14 protein-coding genes and 1 tRNA gene are annotated in these 20,410 nt (G+C 58.8%); 8 read left to right on the forward strand and 7 right to left on the reverse strand.

Annotation, left to right across the window (positions count from 1 at the left end):
• Positions 1-2 precede the first annotated feature (2 nt).
• From lptB to GVI59_RS10095, 5 genes are all read right to left on the reverse strand, one after another.
• On the reverse strand, positions 3-806 hold the full coding sequence (gene lptB / locus GVI59_RS10075) for an LPS export ABC transporter ATP-binding protein (RefSeq protein WP_232878358.1): 804 nt from the start codon (positions 804-806) through the stop codon (positions 3-5).
• A gap of 1 nt (position 807) precedes the next feature.
• A complete protein-coding gene (locus GVI59_RS10080; RefSeq protein ID WP_173574141.1) occupies positions 808-1,905 on the reverse strand; it encodes an LptA/OstA family protein in 1,098 nt (365 codons plus the stop codon).
• Positions 1,906-2,691, reverse strand: a complete 786-nt coding sequence (gene lptC, locus GVI59_RS10085) for an LPS export ABC transporter periplasmic protein LptC (RefSeq protein ID WP_173574142.1) — start codon at positions 2,689-2,691, stop codon at positions 1,906-1,908.
• On the reverse strand, positions 2,691-3,734 hold the full coding sequence (locus GVI59_RS10090; RefSeq protein ID WP_408736613.1) for a KpsF/GutQ family sugar-phosphate isomerase: 1,044 nt from the start codon (positions 3,732-3,734) through the stop codon (positions 2,691-2,693). The genes lptC and GVI59_RS10090 overlap by 1 nt, the downstream gene beginning before the upstream one ends.
• A 76-nt stretch (positions 3,735-3,810) precedes the next feature.
• Positions 3,811-4,467: a ribonuclease D gene (locus tag GVI59_RS10095; protein ID WP_173574143.1), complete on the reverse strand. Its 657-nt coding sequence runs from the start codon at positions 4,465-4,467 to the stop codon at positions 3,811-3,813.
• Positions 4,468-4,621: 154 nt separating this feature from the next.
• Here GVI59_RS10095 and GVI59_RS10100 point away from each other — a divergent pair, with 154 nt between their 5' ends.
• Complete coding sequence (locus GVI59_RS10100; protein WP_173574144.1) at positions 4,622-4,933, forward strand: hypothetical protein; 312 nt, start codon at positions 4,622-4,624, stop codon at positions 4,931-4,933.
• A gap of 182 nt (positions 4,934-5,115) precedes the next feature.
• Here the strand turns inward: GVI59_RS10100 and GVI59_RS10105 are convergent.
• A tRNA-Leu gene (locus GVI59_RS10105) sits at positions 5,116-5,202 on the reverse strand.
• Between the two features lie 266 nt (positions 5,203-5,468).
• Between GVI59_RS10105 and GVI59_RS10110 the strand changes: the two genes are divergently transcribed.
• The 5 genes from GVI59_RS10110 to GVI59_RS10130 all read left to right on the forward strand — a co-directional run bounded on the left by GVI59_RS10110 (position 5,469) and on the right by GVI59_RS10130 (position 16,112).
• Positions 5,469-6,425: a complex I NDUFA9 subunit family protein gene (locus GVI59_RS10110; protein WP_173574145.1), complete on the forward strand. Its 957-nt coding sequence runs from the start codon at positions 5,469-5,471 to the stop codon at positions 6,423-6,425.
• A 257-nt stretch (positions 6,426-6,682) separates the two neighbouring features.
• Complete coding sequence (locus tag GVI59_RS10115; protein WP_173574146.1) at positions 6,683-8,116, forward strand: NAD(P)-dependent oxidoreductase; 1,434 nt, start codon at positions 6,683-6,685, stop codon at positions 8,114-8,116.
• Positions 8,117-8,121: 5 nt separating this feature from the next.
• Complete coding sequence (gene gltB / locus GVI59_RS10120; protein ID WP_408736611.1) at positions 8,122-12,675, forward strand: glutamate synthase large subunit; 4,554 nt, start codon at positions 8,122-8,124, stop codon at positions 12,673-12,675.
• A gap of 179 nt (positions 12,676-12,854) precedes the next feature.
• Complete coding sequence (locus GVI59_RS10125) at positions 12,855-13,865, forward strand: aldo/keto reductase (protein ID WP_173574148.1); 1,011 nt, start codon at positions 12,855-12,857, stop codon at positions 13,863-13,865.
• 69 nt (positions 13,866-13,934) lie between these two features.
• Positions 13,935-16,112 (forward strand): beta-N-acetylhexosaminidase, encoded by a 2,178-nt coding sequence (locus GVI59_RS10130; protein ID WP_242013047.1) that lies wholly within the window; start codon positions 13,935-13,937, stop codon positions 16,110-16,112.
• Between the two features lie 77 nt (positions 16,113-16,189).
• Here the strand turns inward: GVI59_RS10130 and GVI59_RS10135 are convergent, their stop codons facing one another.
• Positions 16,190-18,085 (reverse strand): superinfection immunity protein, encoded by a 1,896-nt coding sequence (locus GVI59_RS10135; protein ID WP_173574149.1) that lies wholly within the window; start codon positions 18,083-18,085, stop codon positions 16,190-16,192.
• 468 nt (positions 18,086-18,553) lie between these two features.
• Between GVI59_RS10135 and GVI59_RS10140 the strand changes: the two genes are divergently transcribed.
• Positions 18,554-19,714, forward strand: coding sequence for a glycosyl transferase family 2 (locus tag GVI59_RS10140; protein ID WP_242013048.1), 1,161 nt, complete (start codon positions 18,554-18,556; stop codon positions 19,712-19,714).
• A gap of 292 nt (positions 19,715-20,006) precedes the next feature.
• Positions 20,007-20,267, forward strand: a complete 261-nt coding sequence (locus GVI59_RS10145; RefSeq protein WP_173574151.1) for a hypothetical protein — start codon at positions 20,007-20,009, stop codon at positions 20,265-20,267.
• Positions 20,268-20,410: the final 143 nt, after the last annotated feature.

Below are 20,410 nucleotides of genomic sequence, written 5' to 3' on the forward strand. Positions count from 1 at the left end.
GACTAGAGGGAAAAGCTTTCTCCAAGGTACACGCGGCGGACGTCTTCGTGCGCCACGATCTCTTCCGGAACACCCTGCATCAGCACCTGACCGCCATGCATGATGTAGGCCCGGTCAATAACTTCCAGCGTCTCGCGCACGTTATGATCGGTGATCAGCACGCCGATGCCGCGATCCTTCAGATGCGACACCAGATCACGGATTTCCCCGACGGCAATCGGATCAATACCGGCAAGCGGCTCATCCAGAAGGATATAGTGCGGCTGGCTGGCAAGAGCGCGGGCAATTTCCAGACGGCGACGTTCACCACCGGAGAGGGCCAGAGAAGGGGATCGGCGGAGATGGGAGATGCCGAACTCGCCGAGGAGTCCGTCGAGCATTGCGTCGCGCTTGTCGGGATCAGGCTCGACCACTTCAAGCGCCGCCATGATGTTCTGCTCGACATTCAGACCGCGGAAAATGCTGGCTTCCTGGGGCAGGTAGCCGATTCCCAGACGGGCGCGTCGATACATGGGCAGGCGGGTGATGTCCGCGCCGTCGAGCGTGATGCTGCCCGTATCAGGCTGCACCAGCCCGACGATCATGTAAAAGCTGGTCGTCTTGCCCGCGCCATTTGGGCCGAGCAGGCCGACAGCCTCGCCACGATGCACTTCGATCGAGACGTTGTGTACGACTTCGCGCTTTTTATAGGACTTGCCGATTCCGTCTGCGAACAGGCCATGTCTGCGGTCACGCAGGACAGGCGCGCCCGGGCCCGCGTCAACAGCGGCAGGCGCGAAATCCTGCATGTAATCTTCTGCGTTCATCTCAGTGTCCACCCTTGCTGTTGCCGTTGCCGTCACCGTTGGGCACGACGAGTCCGCTGACACGGGCTCCGGGCTGTTCAGTCATGGTCGCTACACCGGTGTGCATGTTGATGACGGCGGCAGACCCCTGAAGCTGGTTCTGGCCACGGGTGATATGGACGTTGCCGACAATCCGGGCGATCCCGGTGTCCGGCACATAGACGCCACGATCACCAGTGATGGTTTCGGTCTGCGTGCGCACCCAGACATGGCCGAAAGCATTGACTTTCTCCAGCTTGCCGGAACCGTTGGCGATTGGATCACCGCCGGCTTTCTTCGCATCTGCCGGTTGAGCGGGTGTATCCGCAGGTGGAGCGCTGTAACCAACCAGCACGTCAGCCCTGATCTGTTTGCCTTCGTTGGTGGTGACCGTTGCATTCCCGCGCCCGATGGAGATGCGTGTCTGGGAATAATATTCCATCGTGTCACGCGCCGTGAGGAGATCCTGCGGCGTGGTCAGCTTCAGCGCGTGGCCCGTCATGACCAGCGTGGCCTGGTCAATGTCGTAGATCGCTTTGTCACCCCATGCCTGATCGGTCTGGGTGAAGATATGAACGTTGCCGATTGCTTCCAGACGATAGATCTCGTTCGATCCCGAAGAGTCCGGTCCTCCTGAAGGCGCGTCTGCTGATTTGGCGGGGGCGGGGCTTTCTTCAGCTCCACCGGGATTGACCGCTGTGGGATGGTCGGCCTCAGGAGGCGTTGCAGCGGGCGCTCCCGGTGTGGCGGGAGGCGCTGCGCCCGGCGTCTGCGCATCGGGTGAGGCGGCTTTCTTGCGGTAATACGCGATCAGCTTGTCGGCAGTGACAGTAACGTCGCCCCTGACAGCCTGCGCCTGATTGTAGGCCGTCACCTTCTGTGCGTTCTGATCCCAGTCGAAGCCACCTACCGCCGTTACGGTAATCTGGCCGCCATGCGACAGGTCAATGGCCTGAGCAAAGGCGGGGGCGGTGCCGAAAACGGTGAGGCTGGCGCCAGAGGCGGCGAGGACGCCCGTCAGGGCAAGGTTCCGCCAGAAGCGCTTGGTGAACAACAGGGAAGAGGTGCGAAGCGATACCATTCAGCTGGCCTTGTCGTGCGGTCCGTTACGATCGTCATTCAGGATGAATCGCCCGGGACCACGGAACTGGGCAATACCTTCATGTTGCGACAGCCAATACCCTCTGGCGTCAAGGACTCCAAACGGACCCTCTGCATGAACCCAGGAATCAGAGGCGATCACGCCGTCATGCATGGACACGTCAGCGACCGGGCCCCGCATCATCAGACCGTCATCCCGGTAAAGGGTGACCTCGTCCTTCAGGTCGAGGATCTGCTCATGCTGCATGTAAACGCCTTTTTCCGCCTGAAGGTAGAGCCATTCTCCCCCCTGCGACAGCGTATCGGCTGCCGGATTGATCAGATCGATCCGGTCTTCGTTGATCTGGTGCGCCGTTTTCGCCGTGATCATGTAAGGCCGTCCGTGCACGTCGACGCTGCGATACACGGCGCCTTCCAGATTGCCGCTTTCTATCTTGAGGCGTGTGACTTCCGTCAGCGCCGCGCGATTGGCGTTCATCAGACGGTCGATTTCCGGCCAGATGGCGATTGAAGCCAGCAGGAGCAGCGCCAGTGAGGGCAGAAGCCATTTCGCCCATTTGAGCGTCGCCTGACGGCGTGCGAGCTCTTTCTGTCCCGGAGCCTTGCGGGCGGTGACGATCGCCGCCTCAATGACTTCGCGCTGGCGCTTTACGGACGTTGCTGAGCGTTTGAAATCCTGTCTCTCTACCCGCGCACCGCTTCCGGTCTCATTATTGCGGGTGGGGTCATTCTGGGCCGGATCATTGGGCGTCTTGTCGTCTGACATCAGGCGACTCCGGCACGCAGAAGATCGTGGATGTGCAGCACGCCGGTCGGATTCCGGTCGTCATTGAGCACGAACAGGGACGTGATCGGCTTGGGCCGGTCATTCATGATGCGAAGCGCCTCAACACCAAGCATGTCGGCCGACACTGTCAGCGGAGAAGAATTCATCACGGCCGATGCGGGTGTGGTGGCGAGATCCCGATCCAACGCGCTGCGGAGATCGCCATCGGTGATGATGCCGACGAGCTTCCCCTGTGCGTCAACGATGCCGACGCAGCCCAACGCCTTCCGGGTCATCTCGACAATAACATCCCGCAGGACGGTATCAGGCGACACAAGCGGCAGTGCCTCGCCTGTCCGCATCAGGTCCTTTACACTCCGCAATCGGGCGCCGAGACTGCCGCCCGGATGAAAAACGCCGAAGTCGCCGGCGGTGAAGCCACGTCTCTCCATCAGCGCGACGGCCAGAGCGTCGCCGAGCGCAAGCTGAAGCAGGCTGCTTGTCGTCGGGGCCAGTCCCATCGGGCAGGCTTCCGGAACGGAGGGAAGCAGCAGAACAAGATCGGCGGCGCGTGCAAGCGTCGACGTCGGTCGCGCCGTCATGGCGATTAGCAACAGTCCGAAGCGACGGCTGTGCTCCACGATATCCGCCAGTTCAGCGGTTTCTCCAGAGTTGGAAAGAGCCAGCACCGCGTCGCCCCGCGCCACCATGCCGAGGTCGCCGTGCGACGCTTCGACGGGATGCACGAAGATGGCGGGTGTGCCGGTCGAGCTGAGCGTGGCCTGTATCTTGCGCCCGATATGGCCGGACTTGCCGATCCCGGTCACAACGACACGGCCTGCAAGGTCTGCGATCCGGTCGACGGCCTGACGAAAGGTTGCGCCCAGTCCATCTCCGGCATCCATGGCGCGTCCAAGCGCCGCCAGACCGTCAGCCTCGATGGCCAGCGTGCGTCGGGCCGCACCCAGCGGGTCACGGTCTGATGGAGGCGCGGTCACACTGTCGAGGACGGCGGATGATCCGGGAGAGGCAGGATGGCTCATGCCGTTTCTATCGTCCGTGAAGGCGCGACGGTCAATCATAACCACCTGATCCACACCTAAAATCCGGGCAATAAAGTCAGGCGCGATGAGAGAAAATGTCGGGTTCGTCGTAACCTAGAAGATCAAGGCGGGCACGGGCAGGCAGAAAGTCGAAGCAGGCCTGCGCCAGATCGCGGCGATTTTCCCGGACCAGCAGGGCTTCCAGCTTTCCCCAGAGAGCATGCAGATACAACACGTCGGACGCGGCATACGCCAGCTGTTCCGGGGTCAGGTCCGGAGCGCCCCAGTCCGAACTCTGCTGGTGCTTGCTCATCTCGACGCCGAGCATTTCCCTGCAGAGTGCGGCCAGTCCATGCCGGTCCGTGAAGGTGCGGACGAGACGCGCCGCGATCTTGGTGCAGATTACCGGCGCAACCGTAATCCCCAAGGTATGCTGGAGGATCGCAACATCAAATCGTGCGAAATGCATCAGCTTGGTGACGGCCGGGTCTGAGAGAAGGCGCTTCAGATTGGGGCAGTCCGCTGGCGGGCCACCAGGTTCGCTCGGCAGGATCTGCACCAGATGGGCTGATCCGTCACCGGCGGAGAGCTGAACCAGACAGAGGCGGTCACGATAGGGTCTCAGCCCCATGGTCTCGGTATCGATGGCGACGCAGGTCCCGAGGTCGAGATCATCGGGGAGATCGTCCCGATGTAGCGTTATTGGCCCATCGTTACTGATCCTGTCGCGCATGGAGTGCCTTATCCTTCAGGGGTAATGGTTGCCGGTCGTGAGCAATAGTAATCCGAAGTCGCCTGTGCAAGCAGGGGCTGCCAAACGCGGCAGGGAAATCTCGCGCTGGCGCCGATTTGTTTCGCTAATCCGTCAGATTGGCATAGACTGCGACATGAACAAAAAATCCGACATGTTTCTCTTTGATCAACGCCGGTCGGTTCTTCTGGCCAAATTGCCGGATCGTCTGGAGAAGGGCGCTCTCTGGTTGCTTGAGCCATCGCGCTGGTGGGCCAGAGTGCCATCAGGACTCCTGTTTTGTGCAGGGGGCGTTCTGTCGTTTCTTCCTGTGCTTGGGATCTGGATGCTGCCTCTCGGGCTGCTTTTGTTGGCCGAAGACGTCTCATTCTGCCGGAGTATCTCGGCAAAAATGATGGGCTGGTTCGCGCGGAGGAAGCCTGAGCTATTCGGGGAGCAGAAGATCTGACGCAGGCTGTGTATAGATGCGATGCGTCGCGCATTGCGCCCGACCCGGGCGGGTGAACTCTATGCAGACAGTGTCTGTTATATTTTGGGAGAGGAGCGTATGCTCAAAAGGTTGATGATGACATCACGCTCTGTGTGACCGTCACCTAACCTGATTACAAATCATTGAGAGACAATGATTTGTGGTGCCCAGAAGAAGACTCGAACTTCCACGACCTTGCGGCCACAGGTACCTGAAACCTGCGCGTCTACCAATTCCGCCATCTGGGCTGAGATGACAACCCGGTGCAACCGGGTGGTGGAGCTGGCGTTTAAAGGCCTCTTGCCGCAGGGTCAAGGGGCATTGTGAAGATTTTTGTGCGGAATATGAAATCGCGGGAGACGGGCTGCTGTCGTGCACCTGTATCGCCCCGTGTCCGGTCGCGTCTTTCGGCTTTTCTTTTGCGGCTTTGTGGAACTGGTGATGTGGCGCAAGGTGTGTCGAGAGGAGCCTGTGCTATTTTCCTCGCAGAAACTGGACATGAAGGAACAACGCCATGATCGGTCGCAAGACGGCAACAGTGTTCGGGGGAGCGGGGTTTCTCGGAAAATATGTGGTTCGGAAGCTGGCGGCTGACGGTTACACCATCCGCGTCGCATGCCGTCGTACGGATCTGGCGAACGATCTGAGGCAGTTGGGTGATGTGGGGCAGGTCGTCCCGTTTTATGCGCCTGTCCAGAATGAAGGCGCAGTGGCGGAGGTCGTGTCCGAAGCCTCGGTCGTGGTGAATCTCGCCGCTATTCTTGGCGCGCCTGCGGCTGCAGCTCTGAATGCCGTGAACGTGGAGGGCGCCGGCCGCGTGGCGCGGCTGGCCGCCGCCGCCGGGGTGCAGACGTTTATCCACATGTCAGCCATTGGCGCCTCATCAACTTCGCCTTCAGCCTACGGACGCAGTAGGGCGGCAGGGGAAGAGGGAGTCACAAAGCATTTCCCGGCGGCCACCATTGTAAGAGCGTCCGTGCTTTTTGGCCCGGAGGATCATTTCCTCAACATGCTCGGAGGTGTGGCGCGCTACACGCCGTTCGTCATGCCGGTGTATGGGGCTGCCGCCAAACTGCAGCCGGTTTATGTGGCGGATGTCGCGGAAGCGATCAGGGTTATTGTCAGGGCCTTTGACGAGAATCCGTCCACCCGTTCGAATCTGTGCGAACTGGGTGGTCCGGAAATCCTGACCATGCGCGCCATCGCGGAACGCGTGCTGGCGATGACGGGGCGGAATAAGCCGATTTTTGAAGTGCCCTCAGGCCTTGCCTCCTTGCAGGCGGCAGTGCTGGAACGTCTGCCCGGACGCATGCTGACTCGCGATCAGCTGAAGATGCTCACGGTCGATAATGTGGTCGATGAAAGCCTGCCGGGGTTCCGTGATCTGGGAATAGCCCCCGTCGCTATGGACATGATCGCTCCCGCCTACATGAATCGCTATGCACCGGGCGGTGATAGAATTAACGTTTGAAATCATATATCTGATTATATTTAGGTATGATTTGCTGTCGTGTTTTTTGGTTGCTTTGAGGGCTCTGGGGCGGCTGGCGGAGATCGTTTCGGTTAATAGGGCAGCTTTGCTGTCTTTTGTCGTGTGCGGCCCTGCGCTATCGCAGTTTCAGACCTGCCGGAAATGCCGGATGACCAGTCGTGCCTCGACGGGAAAGGTTCTCAGTTAGCCAGAATGCCCCGCCCAATAGTGTCCGGCCGGGTTAAGGAAGCCAGCGCATGTCTGCAAAGATGCTCTCGTTCGTCTCTGTTCCGCAGGCCCAGCCGCCCAAACGTCTCGCAGACGATCGGCGCAAGGACTTCGACGAGATCTATAATGAATTCTCGCCGGAACAGGCGGCCACACAGGCCAGTCGCTGCTCCCAGTGCGGCGTGCCGTTCTGCTCCATTCATTGCCCGCTGGGAAACAACATTCCGGACTGGCTGATGCTGGCGGCGGACGGGCGTCTTGAAGAAGCGTACAGTGTTTCCCAGGCGACAAACACCTTTCCGGAGATCTGTGGCCGTATCTGCCCGCAGGACCGGCTGTGTGAAGGTAACTGCGTCATCGAGAAGGACTTCGACAGCGTCACCATCGGTGCTGTCGAACGCTACATCACCGATACGGCGTTCGAGAATGGATGGGTCAGGCCTGTCATGCCGGTCGTGGAGCTGGAAAGCTCCGTCGGCATCATCGGCGCAGGCCCTGCCGGACTGGCGGCGGCTGAACGTCTGCGGGCAAGTGGCCATCAGGTGCATGTCTATGATCGTCATGACCGTGTCGGCGGACTGCTGATCTACGGCATTCCCGGCTTCAAGCTGGAGAAGGATATTGTCCTTCGTCGCCAGAAGCTTCTGGAGGAGCAGGGTGTCGTCTTCCATCTCGGCAAGGGCATTGGCGCGGGCGAAGGTGAGATCGCTTTTGAGGATCTGCGGAAAAAGCACGACGCCGTGCTGGTTGCGACCGGTGTGTACAAATCCCGCGAGATCGGCGGTCCGGGTTCCGGACTTGGCGGAATTGTGCGGGCGCTGGACTATCTGACCGCGTCCAACCGCCGCTCGCTGGGTGATGCGCTGCCGGAAGGCGAACTGGATGCCGCGGGCAAGGATGTCGTGGTCATCGGTGGCGGTGATACGGCCATGGATTGCGTGCGCACGGCCATCCGTCAGGGCGCGAAGTCCGTGAAGTGCCTGTATCGTCGTGACAGGGCGAACATGCCGGGCTCCGTGCGTGAAGTGAAAAACGCTGAGGAAGAAGGCGTCGAGTTTGTCTGGCTGGCGGCTCCGGAAAGCTTCCTTGGCGATACGACGGTAACCGGCGTGCGGGCGCAGAAGATGCGCCTCGGTCTGCCGGACGGCTCCGGACGTCAGTCGATTGAGGCCGAGCCGGATGGTCTGTTCACTGTGCAGGCCGACATGGTCATCAAGGCGCTCGGTTTCGACCCGGAGCCGCTGCCGGACCTGTGGAAAGCTGATGAACTGAAGACCTCGCGCTGGGGCACGTTGCAGGTTGACCGCGTCAGCTTCGAAACCTCGGTGCCGGGTGTGTTCGCTGCGGGTGACATTGTGCGCGGCGCGAGCCTTGTCGTGTGGGCCATCCGTGATGGCCGTGATGCGGCGGCGCAGATCGATCAGTGGATTGTCGCCCGTTCTTCTTCTCTGGCTGCGGAGTAATGACAATGGACTCATTTGAAGGTTTCTCCCCCGCCAGCGAAAGCGGCGAGGCTTTTGTCGCCAACTGGGAGCGCAACAGCACCGCGCTGCAGAACGGCCTGTATGATCCGGCTGATGAACGCGATTCCTGCGGTGTCGGCCTTGTCGCCGCACTGGATGGCCGCAAGCGTCGTGACGTTGTCGAAGCCGGTATCGAAGCGCTGAAGGCGATCTGGCATCGTGGCGCTGTCGATGCTGACGGCAAGACAGGCGACGGCGCGGGTATCCATGTCGAGATCCCGCAGGACTTCTTCGCCGACGCCATCGGTGTGCCGCAGGCGGAGCGTGACGCGGGCGTGCCACTGGCCGTGGGGCAGGTGTTCCTCCCCAAGACCGATCTCGCCGCGCAGGAACGCTGCCGTCAGATCATCGAAACCGAAATCCTCATGTTCGGTTACAGCATCTATGGCTGGCGTCAGGTGCCGATCGACACGTCCTGCATCGGTGAAAAAGCCAATGCGACACGCCCCGAGATCGAACAGATCATCATCCGGGGCAAAACGGACCGGTCTGAAGCAGACTTTGAGCGCGATCTGTATGTGATCCGTCGCCGCATCGAAAAGTCAGCAATTGCCGATCAGGTCGATCTCTATATCTGTTCGCTGTCCTGCCGTTCGCTGATCTACAAGGGTATGTTCCTTGCGGAAAACCTGACGGATTTCTATCCGGATCTGCTGGATGAGCGTTTCACCAGCCGTTTCGCGATCTATCATCAGCGTTATTCGACCAACACGTTCCCGACCTGGAAACTGGCGCAGCCTTTCCGTCGCGTGGCCCATAACGGCGAGATCAACACGATCTCCGGCAATGCGAACTGGATGCGCAGCCACGAAACACGGCTGGCCGATCCGGAACTTGATCCGTTCATGAACGACATCAAGCCGGTAGTGCAGGTCGGCGGTTCCGACACGGCGACGCTCGACAATGTCTTCGAACTGCTGACCCACGCCGGACGTGACGCGCCTGCGGTCAAGGCGCTAATGATTCCGGCCAGCGTTGGCGCGCATTCCCACATGAAAGCGTCGCATCGCGACATGTTCGCCTACTGCAACGCCGTCATGGAGCCGTGGGATGGTCCCGCCGCCCTGTGCGCGACGGACGGACGCTGGATCATCGCCGGTCTGGACCGCTCCGGTCTGCGTCCGCTGCGTTATACCCAGACCAAAAGTGATCTTCTGATCATCGGGTCAGAAGCCGGTATGGTGAAGGTGCCGGAAGCCGCTGTCGTCAGCCGGGGTCGCCTTGGTCCGGGCGAGATGCTTGGCGTCGATCTCGATAACGCCAAGCTCTTTGGCAACGACGAACTGCTCGATCTGCTGGCGGGACGTCAGGATTTCGGTCAGTGGGTCAAGAAGATCCAGAAGATCGGTTCGCTGGTGCGCGATGACGTGGTCGAACCCGTCATGTATCAGCCGGAAGAACTGCGTCGCCGTCAGTTGTCTGTCGGCAACACGCTTGAAGAACTCGAGCATATTCTCCAGCCGATGGTCGAAACGGCCGGCGAGGCTGTTGGCTCCATGGGTGATGACACGCCGCTTGCGGTTCTCTCCGAACGGTATCGCGGACTGGCGCATTATTTCCGTCAGGGTTTCAGCCAGGTCACGAACCCGCCAATCGACTCCCTGCGAGAAGCGCGCGTGATGAGCCTGCTTACGCGGCTTGGTAACCTTGGGAACATTCTCGAAGAAACGGAAGATCAGTGCGATCTGCTCCAGCTTCCCAGCCCGATCCTGACGAGCGGTGAGTTCGAAGCGCTTCGCAAGTTCTGTGGCGATCGCGGCGGCAGCATTGATACGACCTTCGTGGCGGCGGAAGGCGAGACCGGTCTGCGTGAGGCCATCGCCCGTATCCGTCGGGAGGCTGAAGAGCGCGTTCGGGAAGGCTGCTCGCATGTCTTCCTGACCGACGAGAACCAGTCAGCCGAACGCGCCGGCATTCCGACCATCCTTGCCGTTGCCGCCGTGCATACGCATCTGGTGCGCAACTCGCTGCGGACCTTCACCTCACTGAACGTCCGGACTTCGGACGTGCTGGACGTGCATGCTGTGGCGGTGACGCTCGGTGTCGGTGCGACGACGGTGAACCCGTATCTCGCGCAGGAAAGCATTGCGGATCGGATCCGTCGCGGCCTCTGTGGCGACATGTCCCTGCGCACGGCGGTCGAGCGGTATCGCAAGGCCATCGACAAGGGTCTGCTCAAGATCATGTCCAAGATGGGCATCTCGATCATGGCGTCCTATCGTGGTGGCTGCAATTTCGAAGCTGTCGGCCTGTCCCGCGCGCTGGTCGCCGAGTTCTTCCCCGGCATGGCCTCGCGTATCTCGGGAATCGGCCTCGGCGGTATCGCCAAGAACATCCTGAGCTTCCACGAGCAGGCATGGGGCACGTCGGCTGCGGTTCTGCCGGTTGGCGGTCTCTACAAGCTGCGCCGGAGTGGTGAGACGCATGCCTTCGACGGCACGCTGATCCACATGCTCCAGACAGCGGTCGGGACAGACAGCTTCTCCATCTATCAGCGTTATGCCGACGCCGTGCGTCGTCAGCCGCCGGTGGCTCTGCGTGATCTGCTCGATTTCAAAAGTGACCGTGAAGCCATTCCGGTGGAAGCGGTCGAGAGCATCACCCAGTTGCGCAAGCGCCTGATCGCCCCAGCCATATCGCTTGGCGCGCTCAGCCCGGAAGCGCATGAGACACTCTCCATCGCCATGAACCGTATCGGCGCGAAGTCCGATTCCGGCGAAGGTGGTGAAGATCCGGCCCGCGCCAAGCCGCGCCCGAATGGTGACAATGCCTCCTCGGCCATCAAGCAGGTTGCGTCAGGTCGTTTCGGCGTTACGGCGCAGTATCTGAACGACTGCCGCGAGCTTGAGATCAAGGTTGCACAGGGTGCGAAGCCGGGTGAGGGCGGACAGCTTCCGGGCTTCAAGGTCACGGAACTGATCGCCAAGTTGCGTCATGCGACGCCGGGCGTGACGCTGATCTCCCCGCCGCCGCATCACGATATTTACTCGATCGAAGATCTTGCCCAGCTCATTTATGACCTGAAGCAGATCAATCCGGATGCGCGCGTGACGGTGAAGTTGGTGGCCCGTTCGGGTATCGGCACCATTGCGGCAGGTGTGGCGAAGGCGAAAGCCGACGCGATCCTGATCTCCGGTCATTCCGGTGGCACGGGCGCCAGCCCGCTGTCTTCCGTGAAGTATGCCGGTCTGCCTTGGGAACTTGGTCTGGCGGAGGCGCATCAGGTCCTGATGCTCAACCGTCTGCGTCATCGCGTCACGCTGCGGACCGATGGTGGCATCAAGACGGGTCGTGACGTGGTGATCGCCGCCATGCTCGGCGCGGAGGAGTTCGGCATCGGCACGGCGAGCCTCGTGGCGATGGGCTGCATCATGGTCCGTCAGTGCCACTCGAACACCTGTCCGGTGGGCGTCTGCTCGCAGGACCCGGCCATGCGCGCCAAGTTCGAAGGCACGCCTGAGAAGGTCATCAGCCTGTTCTCGTTCATTGCCGAAGATGTCAGGAATATTCTTGCATCGCTCGGCTTCAGGACGCTGAACGAAGTGATCGGCCGCACGGATCTGCTGCATCAGGTCTCACGTGGCGCGGAGTATCTCGATGACCTCGATCTGAACCCGCTTCTGGTTCAGGCCGACCCCGGCCCACACGCGCGCTATTGCACGCTTGAAGGTCGGAACGAAGTGCCTGACACGCTCGACGCGCAGATGATCGCGGATGCCCGTCCGCTGTTCGATCACGGCGAGAAGATGCAGCTTCAGTACAACGTGCAGAACACGATGCGCGCCATCGGCACACGCATCTCCTCCATGATCGTGCGGCAGTATGGCATGGCCACGCTGGCGCCCGGTCATCTGACGGTGCGTCTGCGCGGCTCCGCCGGTCAGTCGCTCGGTGCGTTCGCCGTGCAGGGCCTGAAGCTGGAAGTGCATGGCGACGCCAACGATTATGTCGGTAAGGGTCTGTCCGGTGCGACCATCGTCGTGCGTCCTTCGGCATCCAGCGTGCTGGCGTCGAATGAAAACGCGATTGTCGGCAATACGGTCCTGTATGGCGCAACGGCTGGCACGCTGTATGCCGCAGGTCTCGCGGGTGAGCGTTTCGCCGTGCGTAACTCCGGTGCGACCGCCGTGGTTGAAGGCTGTGGTTCCAATGCCTGTGAATACATGACGGGCGGAACGGTTGTAATCCTTGGTGACTCCGGCGACAATTTTGGCGCGGGCTTCACGGGCGGCATGGCCTTCGTCTACGACGAGGACGGATCGTTCGAGCAGAAGGTCAATCCGGACAATGTGTTCTGGGTGCGTGTCGATCAGAAGGAGTGGGAAGAAAAACTCCGCGCTCTTGTCGAGGCGCATGCGACCGAAACACAGTCTTCCTATGCCGCGATGCTGCTGCATAAATGGGAGGAAGTCCTGCCGCGTTTCTGGCAGGTAGTTCCGAAAGATTATGCAAAAATCATCGGGTTTGCGGCACCGGAACAGGTGGCGATTTCCGCCTGATCGCACGGTCAGCGATGTTTCCAGCGGGCAGTCTCAGGGCTGCCCGTTTTTATTTGCGACAGTGTTTCCCCATTCAGGAAGGATGACTGTTCGCGCAGGAAACTACCCATGAAGAAAAGAACTTTCAGTAACGTCAGTCTGAAAAGACATCCGTTCAGAGAACAGAGAGATTCCCCGCTATGAAATTACGGCAACTTGGCAAGAGCGGTCCCGAGGTTTCCGAGATCGGTCTTGGCTGCATGAGCATGTCCGGCATGTATGGTCCTGCAGATCGAACCGAGAGTATCGCCACGATCCATGCTGCACTCGACGCGGGTGTTACGCTGCTCGACACAGGTGATTTTTATGGCATGGGCCATAATGAAATGCTGCTCGGAGAAGCGCTCAAAGGCGTTGCTCGCGACAGATTCCTCGTCAGCGTCAAGTTCGGCGCTATGCGTGATCCGGCCGGAAACTGGGGCGCTTACGATGCTCGGCCTGCCGCAGTGAAGAATTTTCTGGCTTATACACTGCAACGACTGGGCCTTGATCATATCGATATCTATCGACCTGCCCGGCTCGATCCGGCAGTGCCTGTTGAAGACACGATTGGCGCCATCGCAGACATGGTGCAGGCTGGATATGTACGGCACATAGGGCTTTCGGAAGTCGGACCGGAAACCATCCGGCGTGCGGCGTCAGTCCATCCGATCAGCGATCTGCAAATAGAATACTCTCTGATTTCACGCGGCATCGAGGACAGCATTCTTCCGATGTGTCGCGAACTCGGGATCGGCATTACCGCCTATGGTGTACTTGCGCGTGGCCTGATCAGCGGACACTGGCAGACAGCCAGAACACCCGGTGATTTTCGTGTGCACAGCCCGCGCTTTCAGGAAGGCAACGTCGAGCAGAATCTGGCTCTGGTCGAAATATTGCGCGAAATTGCAAAAGCCAGAAACACGACAGTCGCCCAGTTGGCCATCGCATGGGTTGCGGCACAGGGCGATGATATCGTGCCGCTGGTGGGAGCACGCAGGCGTGACCGGCTTTCAGAAGCTCTTGGCGCTCCTGATCTCACACTGACGCCAGCCGACCTTGCAGCCATTGAGCAGGCTATACCCAAAGGAGCAGCCGCAGGAGAGCGGTATGATCCAAAACAGATGGCGGTTCTGGACAGCGAGAAGGTGGTAACCGGGAAAATCTCCTAAGATAATTTCAGAAAATGCGAAGAGAGTTGTTCGTCGGATAATGGCGTCGGAAGGGTGGAAGAGCACGTTATGACAAAAAGAAACCGGCTGCGGGCAATCCTCTTTTTGGCGGGGGCTTCTTCTCTCTGTCTGCTGCCACACTCTTTCGCGCAGGCCGCCAGTTCTTCTGGACTGATGCCAATCCCCGCCGCCATTTCATGGCAGGGTGACGAAGTGAAAATCTGTGATCAGATAACGGTCAACTGGCACGGCGTACATAGTCCCATGTTGGAACGGGCCAGTGAGCGCCTGCTGCACTCTCTGCGCTTATCCTCACGCTCTGATAAAAAACAGACGACCTGTTCTGTGGAAATCCACAGCAAGAATGACCCCGCTTATCTTGCAATCGGTGAGCAGGAAAATTATCGACTCACGATCCATCAGGGAAAGATTGTGCTGAATGCGGAAGGGCCTGCCGGGGTTCTGCATGGTTTTGCAACTCTGGTGCAACTGGCGGGATCAACGCCAGATAGCGTGTCATTCCGCGATGTGACGATCAGCGATGCCCCCCGCTTTCCTTGGCGGGGCCTGATGATCGACGTGGCGCGACATTTCATGTCCGTGCCTGCGCTCAGGCGTCAGATCGATGCGATGGAACTGACCAAGCTGAACGTGCTTCATCTCCATCTGAGTGATGGATCCGCCTTCCGCGTGGAAAGCCAGCTTTTTCCCCGGCTACAGGCTGTTTCTTCACATGGGCAGTATTATACGCAGGACGAGATCCGTGATCTTGTCGCGTATGCCGCTGAGCGCGGTATTCGCGTTGTGCCGGAATTCGATGTGCCCGGTCATGCGCTGGCTATTCTGGAAGCCTATCCTGAACTCGCAGCACAGCCACTGCCTGCCGCCAATGCGGCTTGCACGGGTGGCTCGGCCTGCATCGCGGGTAGTAACGCCAACAATCCGGCTCTTGATCCCACCAGACCGGAAACGCTCGATTTTGTAGAAAAGCTTTTTGTGGAAATGATGCATCTCTTCCCGGATGCCTATTTCCATGCGGGCGGTGATGAGGTCGTCGCCTCTCAGTGGACAGGCAATCCGCAGATCGCCAGCTATATGAAAGCCCACAACTATCCTGACGCCTCAGCGCTTCAGGGAGAATTTACAGCGAAAATACAGTCTTTTCTGGCGGGGCAGGGAAAGACAATGATCGGATGGGACGAGGTTCTGTCCGCACCTGTGCCAAAATCCGTTGTCGCTGATGTATGGCGCTCTTCCAAATGGATCAGCGCAGCAACGATCAAGCTGCATCCGACTCTTGTCTCTTCCGGATATTATCTCGATCTTTTACGGCCTGCGAGCGAGTATTATCAGGTTGATCCCTATGACCTGATGGCGAGCGGTCTGGCGGGGCCGGAACTGGAACACGCCCGGCAGATTCATTTCAGGCTGGCGGATGCGTTTGCACTTGATCCTGCGCTGCCGCCTCTGAGCGCCCGGCAAAAGCAATATGTTCTGGGTGGTGAGGCGGTTCTGTGGACGGAAGCCGTTTCAGAACAGATGCTGAATCAGAGAGTCTGGCCCCGTGCTGCCGTGATTGCGGAACGTCTGTGGTCACCTGAAACGGTAAGAGATGTTGCCGATATGGAGCGCCGTCTGCCACACGTCGCCTCGCAGTTGAACAGGCTGGCTCTGACGACGACACAGCAGGATCACGAGCAGATGCTGTCACGGTATCCGGCTGCCAGCACGCACGCGCTGGATACGTTATTGCAGGTGACCAGTCCGGTCAGGAATTACACGATCAACAGAATGATCAAGAAAGCGGGAGAGAATCTGCTCACCTGGCCGGTCGCCATGGCGGAGCCTGTTTCCTTCCCGGCCATGCGGTTTAACCGGCTTGCTGAAGCCTATGTTCAGGGTGATCGTTCCGGCGCTTCGGAACTTCGCCATGATCTTGAACAATGGGCCGCCAATGATGGGCAGTTTGAGAAGACAAGCGGAGGCGTTGCGGCGCTGGAAATGATACGTCCTGTCTCGCAACAGCTTTCTCTGCTCGCGCAGGCAGGTCTTGAAGCGCTGGATGGACATATCAACACAGCCAGAAGAACGCAGATTGAAAAACTTCTGTCCCAGCAGCAGGAAACATTCGCCGCGTCATCGTGGCAATTGCTGTCTCCGCCTTTGCCTCAGCCTCCGGGTGGTCTTCTGATTGATATCGTGCCGGGGATACGGGCGCTGGTCGACGGGATACCCACAGTCCATTGATCCAGTCGGATAATCGGTCTGGGAATACTGTTTTCAAAAGATCAGGACCGCCACGACAGGGCGGTCCTGCGCTGTTCTCAGTGCTGATTTCTTGCGGAAAACTCTGTGTTCAGCCGTGTAAATGTCACTGCCATGACCAGTGCTGCAATCCACCCCAGACCTGTCCAGCCAAAGAACAGGTTGACGGCAAAGACAGCGGGCTTCCGCACCGTGTCACGGACGCAGGCAATCACGAACGGCACGAAATACAGCGCGATCCCGGCAGCAGCAGCCAGCAGAGCTGTGATTCCTGAAAGTCCGAACAGCTGGAACGTGTTTTTCGTGGGCTGAGCAGAGTTGGACGCTGCAATCGCCGGAGGAGGCGGAGCTGTCTTTTGAGATGTTGCCTCAGCAGGTCGACTGGTTTCCTCGACAGGAGACGGGATGCCCAGCAGGACAGCCGCATCTGCGTCAGACAGGAAAGATGAAACCTCCGGACGGCCCGTGTCGCGCTGCCATGCTGCAATGGCGGCTCGTGTGGATTCACCATACACGCCGTCAGCCGTTGAGCCTGCCGGAAGATAACCGAGCTTTATAAGGCGACGCTGCAGGGCGATATGCCGGGCAATCGGTCGTTTTGACTCTTCCAGAGCAGGTCCGGACAGTTTTTTACGATACTGTTCTGAAAGGTTGTCCATGCCTGTTGCGTAACAGCTTGTGGCGTTAGACGGCAGCGTCTGGTCTGCCTCACCCGGAACCGGAAGACCGCATTGCTGGTCAACAGTGTTTTCAGCCAGAATGATTTCCTGCTTCAACGCACGCCAGCCAGCGGGACCGACAAGCTGGCGCAGGGCGTAATAAACCTGATCGAACTGAAGTTCATGTTCTGCCGCCTGACTGTTTTCACACAGCATCATGGCTACGCCGTTTTTCTGGGGCGGGGTGCGGCAGGAGAAGTCCGGGCTGTAATGATCTGCCGCCCGGATCGCGGCTTCGGCTTCCGGTGCTGCGGTCAGAGCCTGCTCGGACGTGACATAATTTCCGGCAACCAGAAAGCCGGCGAGCGCCTGCGGGAAGGGAAGGGGAGCCTGTTCATCGGCGGTGCATTCCGCCTCCAGCCGTCCTCCGAGTGCGCAGCGGGAAAGGGAAAAACCGGCATCGATTTCGTGGTCATAGCGCGGCAGCATGTAGGACCAGCCTGCCTGAAACTGGCCCATGTTGGCTTTTGTCGCGACATAATAGGCAAGAAAACCGTTGGGTTCATTGCGGTTCTGCTGGACCCAGAACCCTTCGTTTTCTTTCAGGGTCTGTTCCAGATAGGGCCGGGACACGCTGTCCGTCGTGATGTCCACAAGACGGCCGTCGATGTAGCGATAAATGATCGCCGGTGTGTAAGACCCCGCGTGGGACGCAAAGGTGTAGAGAAAACTGCTATCGCTGATGACAGTTTCCTGAGCGCCATCCTTGTCGATATCGGCAAAAAACGGCCGATCTTCTCCGGAGAGTTCAGAGGTCCGTGTCGCACTCCACGTGCCGCTTTTCGTCATCCCGACAACTGATGTCAGGGCGCAGCAGTGAGCGCCGCCGGTATAAACCGAAACCACGGCCTGAGGGAGTGGCGAGGCAGCGTCCAGGTGGCGCAGATCAAGCTGAAGGTCCCGGACATCGCTGCCGTCCCGACTGTAGGGAGTCAGCAACGTGGTGAAGGCCGGTCGATCCGGATGGGTGCTGTCTTTCAGGGTGAGCACCGCCATGCGGCAGGCCCCTGACACCAGCGCATCATTCCCGCTCAGCAGCGTGGAAACGCTACAGTCAGGTTTTTCCACAAGATCGACAGAAGCATTTAGTCCCGCGTTGTTCAGGCTGATATGCTCATGTTCATCGAGCGAGGCGTGAGCGAGCGGAGGCGAACTTTCCCGAGCATGCGCAGCAACGGTTTCAGCCGACAGACCGCACAGCATGGCCAAAAGACTTTTTGTAATCAGGCGCTTCATTGAAGCCTGTTCCCTTCAGTTTGCAGAGAGCTTAGGCGCAGACTTCAGTGATTTGAAGTCATCAATCCGTTGATTTGCCGGGGCCTCGACGGAATGAAAATATTGTCAGGAAATGCAGGATGAAGATCCCACCCTCTGATCTGACGGGGCGTAGCCGCACTGCTTGGGCAACAGGCAGCCTTGTGCCAGAAAATGCTGCCGGTTTCTCAGAGCTGCATATTTTATGTCATCTCTATCGGTATGCGATGTCCTCCGTTCCGGCAGGATTGGGTACGGTAACGGCCTCTTCATCAAGGTGGCGTACTAAGCTGGTTGTCCACTTCATACGGCACATGCCATGTTCCGCCCCGCACAACGACTGTTTCACAGGTCATGAAAAACATCTTGTTTTATGTGGAGCCCGTGTGCTTCAGAAATGACCCAAAGCTGCTCAGTGTGTGGGTGAGTTGGGTCGCCCAGTTTGTCAGAATGGAAAACGCTGCGGGCGGTGGTCGGTTCAATTTCGCCATCGCGACCAGTCCGTGGCTCTGCGACTTCTTTCGCGGGACCGGTCCGGAAACAGCGACATTGCAGATCGAGGTCAGCCCTTGGCGTGTCCTTGAGCCATTCGGTGGCGATCGGTTCCGGTATTTAAGAGATCTGTATGCTCCTGCATCCACCCCACCTGTTAATCAGGCTCTGGTCGATGTCTTTGCAGAAATCCGTGACAGCTTTAACCCGGACCTGATCCTGAACTATGCCCAGAACCGCTATATCGAAGCGGCATTTCACGACAAACGGCACGTGTTCAGTGAAATGGCGCCTCTGCCACGCATAACCGGTCAGTCCGCTTTCTTCTTCGATCCAAGTGGTCATCAGACCGCCAGTCTTCTTCGGAAAGGCGCTTCCCGCCTGCGAAACGTCGTTCTGCCGCAGGCCGACGCAGATGAGGTTCTCTCGCTGTGGCAGCATAATGTCCGCGATCGATGCATCGAAGCCGCCAGGACACGGGGACTGGACCGGTGGCTGGCCAGTGTCAGGGAAGAAGGACGTCCTGTCGCGCTTCTGGCCTTTCAGCCTCCCGACTGGCTCACTTATGAAGGCGCCTATGAGACCATCCCGCTGGATGCGCTCCTCATGCGGTGGCTTTCCGATCTTCCCCCGGAATGGCTTGCCATACCGACCTATCATCCGCTTTGGCGGTTGCCCCCAGAAATGGAAGCAGCGATTGCCAGCGAATTCCCGAACTTCCGTCCTATCCCGAAAGATCTGAGTGATGGCGCGTCAGAACCACTTCTGCCTTTTGTAGAGGCGGTTCTCACTATTTCATCTTCTGTTGGAATGATGGGCCTGCTTGATGGCAAATGCGTCCTCACTTATGGGCGCTCCATGTTGGATGGTCTGTCGGCCCGTTCTCCGGACCAACTCTCCACCACTCCATCATTGACGCCCATGCAGAGGGCCGCAGTGATGGCCTTTCTTTCCAATGGATACTGTCACGAAGTTCACGAGTGTCTCGACCGTCATGGTTACATGGGCGACCTGTGGAGCCAGATCATAAACAGTGCTGATCCGATAAGTGATCGTTTCGATTTCAGTCGATGGTCTCCCAGAGCATTCGAAAAACTACTCGGGTCTGTCGTCAGTTAGCATCCGGGCCATCAAAGCTTGTCGCTGCGTTCGGCTCTTTAAACGAATCACGTAACGGTCTGACCATGGGAAGCCATGCCAATATCGATGTCAGTGGTAAGGGCGTAACCCGCCGCCTGACATCACGTCAGAAAGCAGTCGGCACGGAAGCGGCATTTCTATCGGGTTTGACTGACAGCAGATCCAAAATATGAAATCGTGACATATTATCAGCCAATCCATTGAATGTATTGAGCTGAATATCTCGGGGGTTGATGCTGCGGGAAGCTATCCTCCTGTGCAGGAGGAACTCATGAAGCAGCACAAAGTGATGATTGGAGATAAGATTCTCTATCAGGCGGCGCAGTTGTCCCATGCGGAGAATTTTGCCGCCGCAAGACGGGCTGAGGTGATCGACTGTCATGTGGTGCCGGACACGACAAAGAAGGTCAGGGAAGTCAGGATCAATCCACTGACCGGCAAGCCCAGACGGAGGAGTGGAAACAATCCTCCTGCTCATGGCGTCAGCCGAAACCGTAATGTGCAGGATGCTCTGGGGAAGGCTGAGGACTGAAGCGCCTCTTCAAGCCGCGGGACAGCGCTCTGAATGTCAGTCCGCAACGGGGAGCAACATGCAGGGAAACCATTCCGGGGAACGGTTCAATTGTTTGATTTTATAGGGAGATAATAACAAGTGGTTCCCGAAGCAGGAAGGAA

The sequence above is a fragment of the Acetobacter sicerae genome, assembly GCF_011516765.1.
GTDB classification, from domain to species: domain Bacteria; phylum Pseudomonadota; class Alphaproteobacteria; order Acetobacterales; family Acetobacteraceae; genus Acetobacter; species Acetobacter sicerae.